The sequence below is a fragment of the Paraburkholderia sabiae genome (genome assembly GCF_030412785.1).
Classification (GTDB): Bacteria; Pseudomonadota; Gammaproteobacteria; order Burkholderiales; family Burkholderiaceae; genus Paraburkholderia; species Paraburkholderia sabiae.
In genome coordinates, this window is sequence record NZ_CP125295.1 from 5,879,107 (window position 1) to 5,895,946 (window position 16,840).

13 protein-coding genes are annotated in these 16,840 nt (G+C 62.8%); 8 read left to right on the forward strand and 5 right to left on the reverse strand.

The genetic code is table 11. The features are described from left to right. Positions 1-41: 41 nt before the first annotated feature. The 3 genes from QEN71_RS26375 to QEN71_RS26385 form a co-directional block, all read right to left on the reverse strand. Positions 42-1,427: an undecaprenyl-phosphate glucose phosphotransferase gene (locus QEN71_RS26375; RefSeq protein ID WP_201650875.1), complete on the reverse strand. Its 1,386-nt coding sequence runs from the start codon at positions 1,425-1,427 to the stop codon at positions 42-44. Between the two features lie 70 nt (positions 1,428-1,497). Next, positions 1,498-3,015 carry a mannose-1-phosphate guanylyltransferase/mannose-6-phosphate isomerase gene (locus QEN71_RS26380; protein WP_223959298.1) on the reverse strand — a complete coding sequence of 506 codons (1,518 nt, stop codon included), beginning with the start codon at positions 3,013-3,015 and terminating at the stop codon, positions 1,498-1,500. Between the two features lie 75 nt (positions 3,016-3,090). Continuing rightward, a complete protein-coding gene (locus tag QEN71_RS26385) occupies positions 3,091-4,095 on the reverse strand; it encodes a GlxA family transcriptional regulator (protein WP_201650874.1) in 1,005 nt (334 codons plus the stop codon). Between the two features lie 964 nt (positions 4,096-5,059). Between QEN71_RS26385 and QEN71_RS26390 the strand changes: the two genes are divergently transcribed. The 3 genes from QEN71_RS26390 (at position 5,060) to QEN71_RS26400 (ending at position 8,180) form a co-directional block, all read left to right on the forward strand. After that, the gene (locus QEN71_RS26390) at positions 5,060-7,264 is read left to right on the forward strand and encodes a glycoside hydrolase family protein (protein ID WP_201650873.1); all 2,205 of its coding nucleotides are present in this window, start codon (positions 5,060-5,062) and stop codon (positions 7,262-7,264) included. 179 nt (positions 7,265-7,443) lie between these two features. After that, positions 7,444-7,584 carry a hypothetical protein gene (locus QEN71_RS26395; protein ID WP_167528654.1) on the forward strand — a complete coding sequence of 47 codons (141 nt, stop codon included), beginning with the start codon at positions 7,444-7,446 and terminating at the stop codon, positions 7,582-7,584. A 122-nt stretch (positions 7,585-7,706) separates the two neighbouring features. Continuing rightward, a complete protein-coding gene (locus QEN71_RS26400; protein ID WP_201650872.1) occupies positions 7,707-8,180 on the forward strand; it encodes a GDP-mannose mannosyl hydrolase in 474 nt (157 codons plus the stop codon). Between the two features lie 81 nt (positions 8,181-8,261). Here the strand turns inward: QEN71_RS26400 and galU are convergent, their stop codons facing one another. Beyond that, positions 8,262-9,194, reverse strand: a complete 933-nt coding sequence (gene galU, locus QEN71_RS26405) for a UTP--glucose-1-phosphate uridylyltransferase GalU (RefSeq protein WP_201650871.1) — start codon at positions 9,192-9,194, stop codon at positions 8,262-8,264. A 220-nt stretch (positions 9,195-9,414) separates the two neighbouring features. Between galU and QEN71_RS26410 the strand changes: the two genes are divergently transcribed. The 4 genes from QEN71_RS26410 to QEN71_RS26425 all read left to right on the forward strand — a co-directional run bounded on the left by QEN71_RS26410 (position 9,415) and on the right by QEN71_RS26425 (position 13,783). Beyond that, on the forward strand, positions 9,415-10,449 hold the full coding sequence (locus QEN71_RS26410; RefSeq protein ID WP_223959295.1) for a GlxA family transcriptional regulator: 1,035 nt from the start codon (positions 9,415-9,417) through the stop codon (positions 10,447-10,449). Between the two features lie 141 nt (positions 10,450-10,590). Further along, on the forward strand, positions 10,591-12,081 hold the full coding sequence (locus tag QEN71_RS26415) for an MFS transporter (RefSeq protein WP_201650869.1): 1,491 nt from the start codon (positions 10,591-10,593) through the stop codon (positions 12,079-12,081). A gap of 179 nt (positions 12,082-12,260) precedes the next feature. Beyond that, positions 12,261-12,695, forward strand: coding sequence for a hypothetical protein (locus tag QEN71_RS26420; protein ID WP_233471813.1), 435 nt, complete (start codon positions 12,261-12,263; stop codon positions 12,693-12,695). 275 nt (positions 12,696-12,970) lie between these two features. After that, positions 12,971-13,783 carry a mechanosensitive ion channel family protein gene (locus QEN71_RS26425; RefSeq protein WP_201650867.1) on the forward strand — a complete coding sequence of 271 codons (813 nt, stop codon included), beginning with the start codon at positions 12,971-12,973 and terminating at the stop codon, positions 13,781-13,783. Between the two features lie 64 nt (positions 13,784-13,847). Here QEN71_RS26425 and QEN71_RS26430 read toward each other — a convergent pair whose 3' ends face one another. Further along, the gene (locus QEN71_RS26430; RefSeq protein WP_201650866.1) at positions 13,848-14,537 is read right to left on the reverse strand and encodes a DedA family protein; all 690 of its coding nucleotides are present in this window, start codon (positions 14,535-14,537) and stop codon (positions 13,848-13,850) included. Between the two features lie 201 nt (positions 14,538-14,738). Between QEN71_RS26430 and mutL the strand changes: the two genes are divergently transcribed. Then, positions 14,739-16,808: a DNA mismatch repair endonuclease MutL gene (gene mutL, locus QEN71_RS26435; RefSeq protein ID WP_201650865.1), complete on the forward strand. Its 2,070-nt coding sequence runs from the start codon at positions 14,739-14,741 to the stop codon at positions 16,806-16,808. Positions 16,809-16,840: the final 32 nt, after the last annotated feature.

Below are 16,840 nucleotides of genomic sequence, written 5' to 3' on the forward strand. Positions count from 1 at the left end.
ACAGGGGAGCTTGGTCCTTGTTCACTGGCTTGCTTCCCGTCTTAATACGCGTTGGTATGGATGAAGCCCTTGACGATCGTGGCGCCGATGATTCGCATGTCGAGCCAGAACGTCCAGTGCCCCAGGTAATACAGATCGTGCGCGACGCGTCGTTCCATCTTTTCGATGCGATCGGTTTCGCCGCGAAAACCGTTGATTTGCGCCCAGCCTGTGATGCCCGGCTTAATCCTGTAGCGATGGATATAGCCGGCCACGACTTTCTGATACAGATCGTCGTGTTCGAGTGCGTGGGGGCGTGGCCCGACCACGGACATGTCGCCGCGCAGCACATTGAAGAACTGCGGCAACTCGTCGAGACTCGTGCGGCGCAGAAATGCGCCGACTCTCGTGATGCGCGGATCGCCCTTGGTCGCCTGGCTGACCTTGCCGGCTTCCTCGGTATGCACGCGCATCGAGCGGAACTTGTAGATCGTGAAGACGCGGCCGTCGGCGCCCTTGCGCTTCTGACGGAACAGCACCGGACCGGGCGACGACAGCTTCACGGCAATCGAGATCGCGATCAGCAGCGGCGCAAGGCCCATGATCGCGGCCGCGGCGAACACGCGGTCGAACAGATCCTTCTTGAACAGCGCACGCGACGACAGCGGCGACGCAACGAGATTGATCGCGGGCACGCCCAGCAGCTCGATCACGCTACTGGTATCGAACAACGCGAGACTGCGCACGTCCGGCATGAAGCGGATGTTCACGAGGTCGTTGCGGAATTCGGTGACGAGACGAAAGATCGTGCGCTCGTCGGTGAGCGACAGCGCGAGCCACAGTTCATGCACGTCGTTGGTCCGCACGTAGTCGGCAAACGCCTGCAGCGAATCGAAGCAGTTCACGCGCTGGTTGGTCAGCGGCGAATCTTCCGGATGCGTGTTCAACACAGCCGTTGCGCGAAAGCCCGTGGCCGGCTGCAGTTCGATGCGACGCAGGATCTGGTCGCAATGTCCGCCGCTTCCGACGATCGCCACCTGATGCAAATTCCAGCCGGCGCGGCGCGCACGCGCCAGCGCGGCATGCGCAATCAGCCGCCACGCGATCAGCAGGCCGCCCGCCATCGCCGTCCAGTACGCGAACCACAGGCGCGACACAATATCGATGCGGTGCAGCGAATACATCAGCGCGAGCGCGCAGCCCTGCACGACGAGCCAGGCAAGCGCGACCTGTCCGGCGAGCGCGAGCTTCGAGCGGCCGCGCCACGATACATAGACGCCGAACGCCGGGAACATCGCCAGCGCAAAAGCCGCGGAAAAGAGCACGAACGCGTCATAGAAACCGCGCTGCGAAAATTCGTCGAAGCGGATCTGCGAGGCGACGACGGCGCCAAGCAGTATCAGCGCCACGTCTGCGACCCGCGCGAAAAAGTCCTGTATGTCCCGCATGTCGTTCACCCTGCCATTCGTCGTTCGTTACCTGCCTCTACGGGTGGTGCGTATTTCGCCGCCGCGCTTGCTAGTTCGTCGGCCCGCAGCGTCCGTAGGTGTCGTCGAAGCGCACGATGTCGTCTTCGCCGAGATACGAGCCCGACTGCACCTCGATGATTTCGAGCGGCACCTTGCCCGGGTTCTCCAGCCGATGCCGCACGCCGAGCGGGATATACGTCGATTCGTTTTCGCTCAGCAGGAACTGCTCGTCGCCGCGTGTAACCATCGCCGTGCCGCGCACGACGATCCAGTGCTCCGCGCGATGGTGATGCAGTTGCAGCGACAGCTTCGCGCCCGGCGTCACGACGATGCGCTTCACCTGGAAGCGGTCGCCCTGATCGATCGAGTCGTAGAAGCCCCACGGGCGGCGCACCTTGCGATGCGCGTCGGCCTCGGGCGCCTTCTGCGCCTTGATGCGCGCGACCAGCCCCTTCACGTCCTGCACACGCGAGCGGTCGGCGACGAGCACGGCATCCGCCGTTTCGACGACGACGACGTTCGTCGTGCCGACACAGGCGACGAGGCGCCCTTCCGAATGCGCGTAGCTCGACACCGCGCCTTCGAACATCACGCGGCCACGCGCGACGTTGCCGTTTTCGTCCTTCGGCTGTGCGGCCCATACTGCATCCCACGAACCGAGATCGGACCAGCCTGCGTCGAGCGGCACGACCACGCCCGCCGACGTCCAGCCAGCCGATGCATTCAGCCGCTCCATCACTGCGTAGTCGATCGAATCGGCGGGCGAACGCGTGAACGCGTCGGCCGCGGGCCGCAGCGTGGTGCCGTCCGACTGTCCCTGCACGAACGACGCGAGACAGGCCGCGTGCATGTCGGGCTGCAGCGATTGCAGCGTCGCGAGCCACACGCTTGCACGCACGATGAAGATGCCGCTGTTCCACCAGTACGTGCCTTGCGCGAGGTACTGCTTCGCGAGTTCGGCGGCCGGCTTTTCGACGAAACCGTCGATCTCGCGCGCTTCGTCGTCGAGCTTCCTGCCGATGCGGATATAGCCGAAGCCCGTTTCCGGCGCGCTCGGCGGCACGCCGAGCGTGGCGATCGAGCCGCGCTGCGCGTGGCGCGCGGCGACTTCGATTGCGCGCTGCAAGGCAGGCACATCGGCGATGGCGTGATCGGACGGCATCACGACGAGAATCGCGTCGTCGCCGTTTGCGCAGGCGAGCGCGGCGGCCAGCGTCAGCGCAGGCGCCGTGTCGCGCCGCGCGGGTTCGACCACGAGACGCGGCGTGCAGCCATTGCCCGTCAGCTGCTCGGCGATCACGAAGCGATGTTCTTCACCGCATACGATGATGGGCGCCTTCGATACGTCCCATTCCGCCGGAAAGCCTTCCATCCGGTGCACGGTGTCCTGCAACAGCGATTCCGAACCGACTACGCCGATCAGCTGCTTCGGAAAGTTTTCGCGCGACATCGGCCACAGACGCGTGCCCGATCCGCCAGCCAGAATCACGGGCACGATATGCGTGCAGGCAGGCAACGCGCCGGCCGGCTCTCCCGCATTCGTCGGATTGTTCTGGTCGATCAGCATTTACGCACTCCTTAATGTCCGCCACTGAACCCCTGGCATGAAGGTCCGAAACCCACTGCAGATCGTGAAGGCCGGCTAGATGCCGGCTTCGCGCCGGGTTTTCATCCGGTATTCCGTCGGCGAGACTTTCATCCGCTTGCGGAAGATCTTGGCGAGACGATCGCCGTTGCCCATTCCCGTGCGCCGCGCGATCTTGTCGACGGGCAGCTCGGAATCGGTCAGCAGGCTGCAGGTAATCGCGAGCCGTGCGTGCAGCAGGTAGTCGGAAGGAGTGACGCCGACTTCCATCTTGAAGCGACGCAGAAAGTTGCGTTCGCTCATTGCGGCCACCTGGGCCGCATCCGCGATCGAGATCGACCGCTGGCAGTTTTCCTGTAACCAGCGCGCCGCGGCGCGCACCTTGTCTGCGGGACTCTTGCCTGTGCTGTCGCCGAGCAGCGACATCAGGCTGTCGCCGGCGTCGGGCATCAGGCGTTCGGCCACGTTGCGCGCGACGTCGATGCCGAGATCGCGCTTGATCAGCATCAGCGCGCTCTTCATCGATTCGAGGCGATCGTTCGCTTCGCCCGTGCTGCGTTCGTCGCGCTCTTCGCGCACCGTGTAGCTGCCGAAGTCGCGTTGCTGCTGGATGCCGTTGATGCAGGCCGCTTCGAGCAGCGAGCGTCCTTCGCCGATAGGACGCACGGTGCTCGTGTTCGCATGCACGCGACGCAGCCAGGCGATGAGCCGTTCGTCGCGGGCCGCCGAATGCGCGCCTTTACCGCCCGCGACGAACAGTGCATCGAAACCCATGTAATGACGGGCATCGAGTCCGTCGGTCCAGACGCGGATCGACGACGAGCACGTGATGTTGCCGCCCGCTGCCGACAGGAAGCTCACGTCGTATGTCCAGCTGTGACTGGCGGATGAGGACAGTTCGTTAGCAGCATGAAAAACTTCGGCGACGATGCCCGCGCCAAGGAGCGAGCAACCGTCGAACAACAGAATTGCAATGTGGCGAGTGGCGGCTGCGTAGTGCGCGCTGCGCTCAGGCGCTCGTACCCAGCCAACCATTGGAGATTCCAGACTTGCATACGCCATGACTCTTCCCCCTTGACCATTCCGGCGTGGAAAGAACTAGATAAATGCATGCGATGTGCAGTGCATCATACGCATTAAAAAAACAATCCCGGCGGCTACTGACTGAAACTGACGATGTATTGGCGTATTCGGTCCGGTGGATGATAACCGGCTTTCAGCCCGTATTTAACAGTCTCATAAAGACGATTAACACAGCCCGATTTCGTACTAATTCGCCATTTCATAAGACGAAGAAACCGACTCGCCAAACACCGCGCCAGGCTTGACACAAAGGCTTACAAATTGTTGCAATTCACTTTTCCTCACACCAAAGACACTGCAAATTTTTCGGATTGGAATTTGGGGTCCGCAATACTTACCCAATCGCATTCCTCTTATCCCAATTCCCGATCAAAATGCCGGTTTGATAATATGAAATGAAAGACTTATTGATATGAGGAAATCGTGCGCACAAAAGCACGAATTAGAATTATAAGAACGGAATAGCCATCCAGAATATTTTCTTCTCTCGCTTTTTTAATGTCGCCATAAATAAATCAATTAATGTTTCAAACGCGAAACATCGGGCCCTGTCGCGAGGCGTAGCGGCGCTATCGAGGTGCAGTCGAAGCGTCCCTGGCGGGTACCAATCGGTCCTCTTCATACATTCAAACGCCTTGTCGTACGGTCGCGAAGCGTTACACGAAGCGCTTCTCATGCATTAGCCTCTATTCGCCACGAACCAGCGTCGCGACGACGCAACATTCGTATCGATCCGCCAGCGAAGTTGCGGGCAAGCACTAGGAAACGTCGAATTCCTGCTAACTCGACGGTGTAATCTTGGACGCGCGAAATGCGCTAACCCGGTCATCCATACCGTACGGGAGAAAGAATGACTGATGGCGACAGTGGTCTCGGTAAGACATGCGCATATCGCGTACGGTTACATCTTTCGCGTAATGCTTCGCTCAACTTGCGAGCTGCGATGCTCGCGCCATGCGTCGCGCTTTGCATCCTGATAGCGAGCGGCTGTGACAACGCCTCGGCCGATAACGAACAGACCGCGAAGCAGATCGATAGCTGGACGAAATGTGCAGACGAACGCGGCACGTGCAGCTTCAGCGGTACGCGCGACGTGCGTTACGGCAGCGAGTCGCACAACACGGTCAAATCGCTGACGAACGGCACGCCCTGCGACAACGGCATCTTCGGCGATCCCGCGCCGGGTGAATTGAAGCAGTGCTGGATTGCCGGCGCGAGCGGCAGCACCCCTTCGGCTTCTGCCAAGGTCACGACTACGACGGCCGCCAAGGCCACGAGCACGTCTTCCGACGACGACTGGCCGACCAAAGCGCCGCCACGTGCGAACGATTCACAAGGACTCCGTTGTAACAAATCGGTAGAGACGGCAGCAGCGAACCAGCAAGGCGATCCCATCGAAGCCGACACGCCAGGCAGCGACGGCACGCGCCTCTTTCCGCGCGACCGTTCGTTCCAGATTGTCATCACGACGCACACGACGCGCGACGACAAGCTCGCCTGGAAGATCCGCGATGCGTGGGGCACCGTGCAGGCAAGCGGCACGTATGGCGTCACGCAAGGCGCGCGTCAGGTGAAGCTGACTTGCGAGTCCTCGTTAGCGGGCTACTTCGCGTTGTCGGCGTCGCTCGAAGAAGCGCATGCGCAGTTGCCCACGCGCGGCACGCGTCCGCAAGGCATCGCGACGTTCGGCGTGCTGCCCGATGTATCCGCGAGCGTGCCGCCCGTGCATTTCGCGCATGCGGACCTGCATCGCTTCGGCGGCCAGGGCGGCGCGTTCGTCGCACCGGGCGAGCATTGCTGCGACGGCGACGGCTATCGGCCGCTCTATACGCAACTCGGTCTGACGTGGGTCAACGACAACCGCAACTGGTACAAGGAAGAACCCGATCGCGCGGACACCTTCAATCCCGCCTCGCAGCAGCTCGCTTCGTGGTTCCGCAAAGGCGACCTGCTGCGGCTCATTCAACTCGACGGCATTCCTGGCTGGGCCAGTCCCACGGGCAAGCAGACGCACAGCTATCTGCCGAAATCGACGAGCGCGCTGCGCGAATACATGCAGCGTGTCGGCACTGAATCGAGTCGCGTACGCAGCGCGATCTTTCCGACGCAGCAGAGCAACTACTACCAGGTCACGTGGGAACCGGATGCCGCAGGCGGTCTGCCCTGGCGCGATACCGACGCGAATTTCGTCGAGCTGTACAAGGCCGTGCACGAGGGCATTCATGCGACCGATCCGAATGCTGTCGTGATGGGACCGACTTATGGCTCGGTGGTCGGCAATGTCGAATGGCTCAAGCGCCTCGCGCCGCTCGGACTGCCGAAGTACGTCGACGGGATTGCGATCCATGGCTACTACGATCCGGGCGGCAACAGTCCGTCGCATCCGCCCGAACGTCTGATGAACGCGAGCGATCCGCAACAGGCGCAATACGCGCTGCCGACCGCGATGCGCGCACTGCGCCGTGTGATGGCCGAACAGTACAAGCCCGGCGCCAAGCTGTTCGCGACGGAAACGGGCATCAGCTATGACGTCGGCGAGCAATACGGTCCGCACTATCCGCCCAACGATGTGCTGTACGCGCAAGGCGCCGTCGTCGCGCGCACGCATCTGATTCTGCTCGGCGAAGGCGCGGACATGACCTACATCTTCTATTCGAACGATTCGCCCGCCGCGACGCCGGGCTATGGCGTGTTCTTCGATCTCGATCATCCGAAGGGCGCGTACGGTCCGAATACGGTGAGCCCGAAGCCCGCTGCATCGGCGATCGTCGCGATGACGCGGCTGATCGACGGCACGGCGACGCTCGGCCCCGTCAAGCGCACGCCCGCAGGCGTCTACGCGTATGCGTTCCAGCGCCTGAACAACGGCAAGGTGATCACCGCCGCCTGGACGCACGACAACGCCAGATGGAACAAGTCGACCCGCTTCGATCCGACAGCCGGCGTGACATGGCGTCTGCAGGTGGATGCGCCGGGCACGTCGGGCAAGGTGACGGTGTTCGACATGATGGGCAATCCATCGAGCGTGCCCTACGAAGACGGCCACGTGACGCTCGCGCTGACGGAGACGCCCGTCTATGTGGTGTCGTCGAATGTGGCCGTGATGAAGGCCAACGTGACGACACCTGCGGGCTATGTCGCGCCATGACGAAGCCGTGTTGAAGCGGTGCACGCGGCTCTCACGAATTGGCCATACGAGACGGGATTTAGGCGTCAGACGACAGAACCGCCATTTATTGCTACGACTAGACTCTCTGCAATGCCGCAAGCCTCGCGACATGCGCAGATAGCGCGAGCACGCGAGGCCACGACGACGGAGCAGTCGGGATGACCGGTTTGGGCTGGATCATGGTGATTTTGGTCGCAATACTGGCCTCCGCGCTGTTCCTTTGCGTGGGGATCGCCGTCGTCATCGCTTTCCTGTTCGGCACCTCGTCGCGTCTGTTCACCCACGATCGCGATCAATAGACGGGGCATGCCGGTTGCGTATCCGATTCGCGTGCGCCCGGCTGCGTAGGGGCCTGTGAAGGGGCGCATGAAGCGGCACTGTGCTGCACCCATTAAACAAGACAACATGGCGAGACAGAAACATGGCCGCTACTTGCGCGGATTTTCTCGAAGCAGATGATTTTCTTCAGGTCGTGCGGATGACGCCGCTCGTGTCGATCGACCTGATCGTGTCCGACTACGCAGGCCGTGTGCTCGTCGGACACCGACGCAACCGGCCTGCGCTGGGAACGTGGTTCGTGCCGGGCGGACGTATTTGCAAGAACGAGCGGCTCGATGCCGCGTTCACGCGTATCGTCGATGCGGAACTCGGTATTGCGGGCATGGAGCGCTCGGCTGCGCGCTTTGGCGGTTTGTTCGAACACCTTTACGACGACAACTTCGCCGGCGCGGACGCAATTTCGACGCACTACGTCGTGCTTGCCTATTTCCTGACGCTGGAGAATACGGCGTCCGTGGGCCGCTTCGACCAGCATAGTCGCTATATCTGGCTGCCACCCGAAGCGCTCCTCGCGCGTGACGACGTGCACGAGAATACGAAGGCATATTTCCGCTGAGCCTCCCTCCGCACGCGGCAGCGTCAGACAAAAAAAGCGCGGCGGCCTTCGCCGCCGCGCTTTTTCTAATCTACCGCGCGCTCAGACCCGGCTCAGCAGTTCGGCCAGTTCTTCCTTCGCGACTTCGCCATCAACGGCGTGGCCGCTTTGCATGCGCTCGCGCAGAAACGTATCGAACGCGTCCTTGACTTCAGGATGACGCAGCGCGAACTCGACGGTCGCCTTCAGATAGCCGAGCTTGCTGCCGCAGTCGAAACGCCGGCCCTGATATTGATAAGCGAGCGCCTGTTCGCTGCCGAGCAGCGCCTGGATGGCATCCGTCAACTGGATCTCGCCGCCCGTGCCCGCCTGCTGACGGCGCAGACGGTCGAAGATCGCGGGCATCAGCACATAGCGGCCCACTACGCCGAGATTCGACGGCGCTTCTTCCGGCGCGGGCTTCTCGACGATGCCGGACATCTTGAAGAGCCGATCGTCCCAACGCTTGCCGTCGATCACGCCATACGAACGCGATTCGTGCTTCGCGATCTCCTCGACGCCGACGATCGAGCAGTGATAGTGATTGAAGAGGCTCACCATCTGGGACAGCACGGGCGGTTCGCCGTCGAGCAGATCGTCGGCGAGGATCACCGCGAACGGTTCGTCGCCGACCAGCTTTTCCGCGCACAGCACCGCGTGGCCGAGCCCGAGCGGCTCCGGCTGGCGAACGTAACAGCATTCGACGTGGCTCGGCTTGATGTTCTGCACCAGTTCGAGCAGCGCGAGCTTTCCGCGTGCGAGCAGTTCGCATTCGACTTCATACGACTTGTCGAAATGGTCTTCGATCGCGCGCTTGCTGCGCCCCGTGACGAAGATCATCTCGGTGATGCCCGCGGCGATCGCCTCTTCGACCGCATATTGAATGAGCGGCTTGTCCACCACCGGCAGCATTTCCTTGGGGCTGGCCTTCGTCGCGGGAAGGAATCGGGTGCCGAGACCGGCCACGGGGAAGACCGCCTTGCGTATGCTGAGCATGCTCGCGCCTCCTGGTTGAGTTGATTGATAAGCATCGATACGCCAGCGTATTCCGCGAATATCGAGCCGATCTGCCAACTTCTCGTTTTTTTCCGACTCAAACGATCAGCGCGCAAAAACGTAGGCCTATGATGGAGCCAAGGCACGCAGACCTTTATTCTTTCGCCGTCCTCGGCACTGGAGACAGACGATGCGATATGAGCACGCGGTGAGTCGTTGGATGGATTCACCCACGTCGAGCGCAGTCGTCAATGTCGGGCACATGGTCAAACGTATCGGCATTCTCGTTTTTGAACGATTTCCGCTAAGCGACGTTTGTCTGCTCGCTGACGCATTCCGACTCGCCAACGAAGCACAGGCCGATCAATCCGGCGACGAGGGTTCGGGTGTCGAACCCTCCTATTCGATCGTCATGCTGTCCGAGATGGGCGGCAGCGTCGTGAGCAGCTGCGCGCTGCGCGTGTGGACGGAGAGCCTCAATGGACCGCTGCTGAACGGCTTCGACACGCTGTTCATCGTCGGCGGTCCGGGCGCGTCCCGCGCGAAAGCGAACGAGCGGCTGATCCGGCGGCTACGCGCGATCGCGCCGAAGATCCGCGTCGTCAAGGCGCTCGACGAAGGGCTCGGCGTCCTCGCCGCCGCCGATATCGCCTTCGAGCGGCGCGGCTGGCGCAGCATGCCGGGCGCAACCGACGCCATGGGCAAACCCGTCGCGCCCGTCGCCAACGAAACTCAATGGCAGATCGAGGCAGGCGCTTCGATCGACGTCGACGCGCCCGTGCGTTCGATTGCCGCCGCGCTCACCGTCATCAAACGCGATCACGGCACGCCGATCGCGCGGATCGTGTCGGAGCGCGCGCTCTCGGGCGCCTCGCGACGCCTCGACGCGATTCTCGACGACGACGAAAAAAAGGGCATCAGCCGCAAGATCACGACGGCCGCGCACTGGATCCGCGAGAACTACACGCGGCATATCTCGGTGGCGGAAGCGGCCGAAGTCGCCAAGATGAGCGAACGCAACTTCCTGCGGCGCTTCAAGGCGCAAGTCGGGCTGACGCCGTCGGAATATCTGCTGCGCGCGCGGCTCGATGCGAGTTGCCTGCTGCTGGCGGAAACCGACATGTCGATCGACGGCATCGCGCGGCGTTGTGGTGTGCGCAGCGGCGACGGACTCGCGAAGATCTTCCGCAAGCGCCTGTCGATTTCGCCTACCGACTACCGCGCGGCGCATCGGCACAGCATCACGAAGAACTGATCGCGCGCAACTCGCCCTCGCCGCGCCGTCATGCGTCCTGCATGACGGCCGGCATGAGCTAATAACAAAAATAACGTTGGTGGCGGCAAATGAGCGCCAGTACGATTCGCTCTTTTGCGCGTCGTTGCGCGCACTCGCCGCATGTCCACTCTTCTCGCGCCCGAAGCAGGCGTCGCGCAGGCAACGTCCCGCGCCGATAACAAGCCTGTCATCCGCTCCGCCGCCGACGTGTCGGCACTCGTCAACCAGGGCGCCGCCGTCGGCGCCGACGCGCGGATCGTCGTCGCAATCGCACTTGGCGGCGTATTTCTCGATGCCTACGATCTCGGCGCGCTCGCGTTCGGTCTCAAGGACGTCGCGCGCGAATTTTCGCTGACGCCGGCAGGCACCGGCTTCGTCGCTTCCGCGATCACGTTCGGCGCGATCGTCGGCGCGTTTCTAGGCGGCTTTCTGACGGACCGCATCGGCCGATATCGCGTGTTCATGGCCGACATGTTCTTCTTCGTGATCGCCGCGCTCGCCTGTGCGTTCGCGCCGAACGCGTGGGTGCTCGGCGGCGCGCGCTTCGTGATGGGACTCGGCGTCGGCATCGACCTGCCCGTCGCGATGGCGTTTCTCGCCGAGTTCTCGCGTTTGCAAGGCAAGGGCAACAAGGCCGCGCGCGTCGCGATGTGGTGCCCCGTCTGGTACGCGGCCATCAGCGTGTCGTATCTGCTCGTGCTCGCGTTTTACTCCACGCTGCCGGAGAGCCACCAGCCTCTGCTATGGCGTCTGATTCTCGGCTTTGGCGCCGTGCCCGCCATCGTCATCATCGCGATCCGCAGCCGCTATATCAGCGAATCGCCTGTTTGGGCCGCGAATCAGGGTGATCTTAAAGGCGCTGCGCAGATTCTCAAGCGCTCGTATGGGATCGACGCCGACGTTGCGCCCGATGCCGCTGCCACCGCAAAGCGCAGCCATGTCCGCCAGGCATCGTGGAAGAACTACGGCACGCTGCTCAAAGGCGTCTATTTGAAGCGCACGGTGCTCACGACGGTCATCGCGATCGCGTCGTCGTTTGCGTATAACGCGGTCGCGTTCGGCTTGCCCGTCATCATCTCGAGCTTCCTCGCGCAGTCGATGCTCACGACGATCCTCGCGTCGCTCGTGCTCAATCTCGCGTTTGCATTCGTCGGCGGGATCATCGCGGTGCGCACGGTGCCGAAGGTCGGCGCGTGGAAGCTGACCGTGCTCGGCTACGCGTGCCAACTCGTGGCGCTAGTCGGCCTCGCCGTCGTCGGCAAACCGGCGGGCGGCGCACAAGTGGCGATTGCGATCGCGATGCTCGCGCTGTTCCTGTTCGGCCAAGGCTTCGGTCCGGGCTCGCACAGCATGACGTTCGCGTCGCTGAGCTACCCGACCTCGCTGCGCGGCGTCGGCGTCGGCTTCAACCAGACGCTGATGCGCGCGAGTTCGACGGTCTCGCTGTTCCTCTTCCCTGTGCTCGCCGCCGCGCTGCATACGCGCGTGTTCTGGATCATCGCGGTCGCGCCGCTGTGCGGCCTCGTCGCGCTGCTGGCGATCCGCTGGGAGCCGTCGGGCTACGACGTCGATGCGGAAGACTTCGCCCCCGACGCGACTGTCAAACCGTAACGCGGCTTCGTCGATGTCATGAAATCGAAAAGGGTCTCCGGGCAACCGGAGACCCTTTTTAACATTCGGCCGCCACGCCAACGACGCAAGCGTCACAAACCATCGCGTCGTGTCGCACCCTTCCAACGCGTTATTCCGGAGTCCCTATATTTGCATTTATCGAGATGAAAAGGCGTGCAATGATCCCGCGGCTACTCGCCGGGTCGGCTTTCACGCATCGATCTAACAGCGCGAGCGGCATCGTCAACGATCGCTTTCATCTCAACGTCATGATCAATTTCCTGCTCGATCTGATTTCGAACCTGGCCATTCTGGCCGTGCTGCTCGCCGGATGTTGCATCGTCAACCGCATGAGGCCCGATGCCTGTGCGAACGGCTACCTGATGTTCGTCGTCTTCGCCGGGGTCGCGCTGCTGTTCGATGCGGTGTTGACCTTTCTCGTCTTCGCCGATTCGCAGGCGCGCTACGGCAAGTTCAGCACGACGGACGCGTTCGTGGCGCGTCTCGCCGCCTATCTGACGGCATGCGGAATCGCCGTCGGCCTGTCGCGCATACGCAGCCGCAAAGCCGCCGAACGCACCGGAGCGCGTGCCGTCGTCGGCACGTCGGCCTGACGCATGGCGAACGCCGACCCTGATCGGGCGGGAATACGGCTTGCTCACGGCCGCGCCATCGCCTATAACTCTCGATGATTGCAGGCGGCGGCAACTGCGCCGCCGTTTCTCGCATCCCGGGCAACCCAGCCCGTTCAAGCCGTACGCCGTACCGGAAAACAACATCGTGCACCACACGCGATGGACGCGGCGTCCGCCCTGCTGCTCCGCTTCCCGTCCGCCGCGTCGTCGCATGCACGAGTCAGTCATACGCAACCGACTCAAGCGAGGGAATCGTGGATATCGAATCCGTACGCGTCTTTCTGATGACCCGGGGCATCGACTTCGGGACCAAGGTACTCGGTGCAATCGTTCTGTGGATCATCGGGCGATGGGTGATCGGGCTCATCATCGGCCTGTTGCGCAAGGTACTCGCGCGCAACAGCAAGGTCGACCCGACCCTCGCGCACTATCTCGGCTCGATTCTCGCCGGCATCCTGAACCTGCTGCTGGTCCTCGCGATCCTGCAGGTGTTCGGCGTGCAGACGACGTCGTTCGCGGCGTTGCTCGCGGGCGTCGGTCTCGCGATCGGTACAGCCTGGGGCGGCCTGCTCGCGCACTTCGCGGCGGGCATCTTCATGCAGGTGCTTCGGCCGTTCAAAGTGGGGGATTTCGTCACGGCGGGCGGCGTGACAGGCACGGTCCAGGAACTCGGTCTGTTCGGCACGACGATCATCACGCCCGACAACGTGCTGACCATCATCGGCAACAACACGATTTTTTCGGGTGTGATTTCGAACTACAGCGCGCAACCGGTGCGGCGCGTCGAACTGACGGCGAAGGTTGCGAACGGCGTGGATCCCCTCGATGCGGCGAATCGGCTACGTGCCGCCGTCACGAAGATTCCGAATGTTTCTGAGAATCCGCCGCCGGATATCGAGGTGTTGTCGTTCACGCCGGAAGGACCGCTGCTGTGCGTGCGGCCCTATACGCATAACGACAACTACTGGCAGGTGTACTTCGATACGAACCGCGCGATCATCGATACCTTCCGAGAAGCGGGATATCCGACGCCGGAAACGCCCGTCGTACGGCGCGCGGCTACCTAGAGTTTCTAACGCGAGCTGGGTTATGCAGGCGTCCGCATGAACGGATGCCTGCGGCTCGCGTCCGTCAATGTCCCGTGCGATTGCTGGCCGAGCCGGACGGCTGACGCTTGCTGCGAAACATTTTCCACAGCGCGCCGAGCACCACGGGCACGATGGCCGCGCCGATACCGACCAGCACGATCACATTCAGGTACTGGCGGATGAACGGGATATTGCCGAAGAAGAAACCGAGCAGCGTGAGCAGCAGCACCCAGAACAGCGCACCCGCGATATTGAACAGCTGAAAGCGCTTGACGGTCATCTCCGACGCGCCCGCCACGAACGGCGCAAAGGTCCGGACGACAGGAATGAAACGCGCGAGCACGATCGTCTTGCCGCCGTGACGCTCGTAGAAATCGTGCGTCTTGCGCAGCGCTTCGCGATCGAGAAACTTTTCGAGCAACGGGATGTGCGAATTGAAGACTCTCGGTCCGATCGCGCGACCGATCATGTAGTTGACCGTGTTGCCGAGCACAGCGGCCGCGAGCAGCAGCACGATCAGCAGTTCGATGTTCATTTCGCCCGTCGCGCAAAACGCGCCGCCGATGAACAGCAGCGAATCGCCAGGCAGGAACGGCAGCACCACCAAACCCGTCTCGCAGAAAACGATCAGAAACAGCACCGCGTAGACCCACGCGCCGTACTGGTGAATGAAGACTCCGAGAAACTTGTCGATATGAAGGACAAGATTGACGAATTGCAGCAGCGTGTCCAAAGGTCGTCCTTTATGAGCAGATAGCTGACGTGACGGGCATCGTGACCCGCCGCGCTGTTGGCGCTTGATATGACGCTACGAATCGCGTCCCGGCAGAAAATTGACCGCGCCATGATACCGAAAGTGCCATGACGTCTTGAAAAAAAGTCGTGCGCTATCTGCTCGTTCAGACGGCTTGCGACGAATCGCTATAATTTCGCCATGTCCGCGATCCCCGAATCTTCCGAACCGCGCGCTGATGCGCCTGCCGCCTCGCCGGATGCGAGCGCCGCAGCAGAAGGCGCCCTCTCGCCGCGTCCGTTGCGCGCCATTCAGCCACTGCCCGACCAGCTGATCAGCCAGATTGCGGCGGGCGAAGTAGTCGAACGGCCGGCGTCCGTCGTGAAAGAACTGCTGGAGAATGCGCTCGACGCGGGTGCCAAAACGCTCCGCATCCTGCTCGACGAAGGCGGCGTCAAGCGCATCTCGATCACCGACGACGGCTGCGGCATTCCCGAAAGCGAACTCGCGCTCGCGCTGATGCGTCACGCGACGAGCAAGATCCGCTCGCTCGCCGAACTCGAAGCCGTCGCGACGCTCGGGTTTCGCGGCGAAGCGCTGGCGTCGATCGCGTCGGTGTCGGAGATGCACATCACGAGCCGCACTGAGAACGTTTCGCACGCAACGCGAATCGATGCACAAACCGGTGCATTGTCGCCCGCGGCAGGTACACGCGGCACGACGATCGAAGTGCGCGAGCTGTACTTCAACACGCCCGCGCGCCGCAAATTCCTGAAGAGCGAGCAGACGGAACTCGGCCATTGCCTCGAGATGATCCGCCGCGCGGCGCTCGCGCGGCCCGATGTCGCGATTTCGGTGCTGCACAACGGGCGCGCCGTCGAGCACTGGAACGCGAGCGATCCCGCGACGCGCGTGGCGAAAATTCTCGGCGAGACGTTCGCCACCGCGCATCTGCCCCTCGACGAATCGGCGGGACCGCTCGCCGTGTACGGTTGCGCCGGCCTGCCGACCGCGAGCCGTGGACGTGCCGACCAGCAGTATTTCTTCGTCAACGGCCGCTTCGTGCGCGACAAGCTGCTCACGCATGCCGTGCGCGCCGCGTATGAAGACGTGCTGCATGGCGACCGCTATCCGTCGTATGTGCTGTTCCTCGATCTGCCGCCCGAGGCCGTCGACGTGAACGTGCATCCGTCGAAAATCGAAGTGCGTTTCCGAGATTCGCGCTCGATTCACCAGTTCGTGTTCCATGCCGTGCAGCGTGCGCTGGCGAGACACGCGGGCGCGTCGCCGGAAACGACGTCGGGCGGACACGCCGCGCGTATCGAACCGATGCCTTCCGCTTCTGCGGGCTCATTTGCTTCTCCCGGCACGCCGGCATCGTTCGGCTCGACGCCGCTCGGCGGCGGCTTCCGGGTCAGCGACGGCGGCAGTTCGCAGCCGGGCAACACGTGGATGCGCCAGGCGCGTATGACGCAAGGCACGCTGCCCGTCGCGCAGCCGCTCGCACTGTACGACGCGCTGTTCGGCCGCAAGGACACGGGCGCGGGCACGTCGCAGGGCACGACTTCGCTGGAACTGCGCGATGCCGCGGACACGGCCGACGGCGCCGTTGCGCCCTCGCCTTTCGCGAGCTACGCGCCTTCTTCGTTCGGCTCCATCGCGCCGCAAAGCTTGAATCCGAACGACGAACAGCCGCTCGGCTTCGCGCTCGGCCAGATTCACGGCATCTACGTGCTCGCGCAGAACGCGCGCGGCCTCGTGATCGTCGATATGCATGCGGCGCACGAGCGCATCCTGTACGAGCAGTTCAAGAACGCGCTCGCCGATCGCGCGATTGCCGTGCAGCCGCTGCTGATCCCTGTCTCGATGACCGCCGATGCCGTCGAGATTGGTGTCGTCGAGGAAGAGCGCGAGACGCTCGATGCGCTCGGTTTCGATCTCGCCGTGCTGTCGCCGACGAGCATCGCGATCCGCGCCGTGCCCGCGCTGCTGAAGGACGCCGACTTGCAGGCGCTGGCGCGCGCGGTGTTGTCCGATCTGCAGGCATACGGCGGCTCGCGCGTGCTGACCGAGCGCCAGCACGAACTGCTCGGCACGCTCGCGTGCCATCACGCGGTGCGCGCGAACCGGCGTCTGACGCTCGATGAAATGAACGCGCTGTTGCGCCAGATGGAAGCCACGGAGCGCGCCGATCAATGCAATCACGGGCGCCCGACGTGGTATCAGCTGACGCTCGCCGATCTCGACCGGCTGTTCATGCGCGGCCAGTGAGCTTTTCGGTCCTTCCTTTCCGCTCACGCTTC

Coding starts and splice junctions, on each gene's coding strand:
- QEN71_RS26375 (WP_201650875.1), bottom strand. CDS start 1,427: ATGCGGGACATACAGGACTTTTTCGCGCGGGTCGCAGACGTGGCGCTG.
- QEN71_RS26380 (WP_223959298.1), bottom strand. CDS start 3,015: ATGCTGATCGACCAGAACAATCCGACGAATGCGGGAGAGCCGGCCGGC.
- QEN71_RS26385 (WP_201650874.1), bottom strand. CDS start 4,095: ATGGCGTATGCAAGTCTGGAATCTCCAATGGTTGGCTGGGTACGAGCG.
- QEN71_RS26390 (WP_201650873.1), top strand. CDS start 5,060: ATGCTCGCGCCATGCGTCGCGCTTTGCATCCTGATAGCGAGCGGCTGT.
- QEN71_RS26395 (WP_167528654.1), top strand. CDS start 7,444: ATGACCGGTTTGGGCTGGATCATGGTGATTTTGGTCGCAATACTGGCC.
- QEN71_RS26400 (WP_201650872.1), top strand. CDS start 7,707: ATGGCCGCTACTTGCGCGGATTTTCTCGAAGCAGATGATTTTCTTCAG.
- galU (WP_201650871.1), bottom strand. CDS start 9,194: ATGCTCAGCATACGCAAGGCGGTCTTCCCCGTGGCCGGTCTCGGCACC.
- QEN71_RS26410 (WP_223959295.1), top strand. CDS start 9,415: ATGGATTCACCCACGTCGAGCGCAGTCGTCAATGTCGGGCACATGGTC.
- QEN71_RS26415 (WP_201650869.1), top strand. CDS start 10,591: ATGTCCACTCTTCTCGCGCCCGAAGCAGGCGTCGCGCAGGCAACGTCC.
- QEN71_RS26420 (WP_233471813.1), top strand. CDS start 12,261: ATGATCCCGCGGCTACTCGCCGGGTCGGCTTTCACGCATCGATCTAAC.
- mutL (WP_201650865.1), top strand. CDS start 14,739: ATGTCCGCGATCCCCGAATCTTCCGAACCGCGCGCTGATGCGCCTGCC.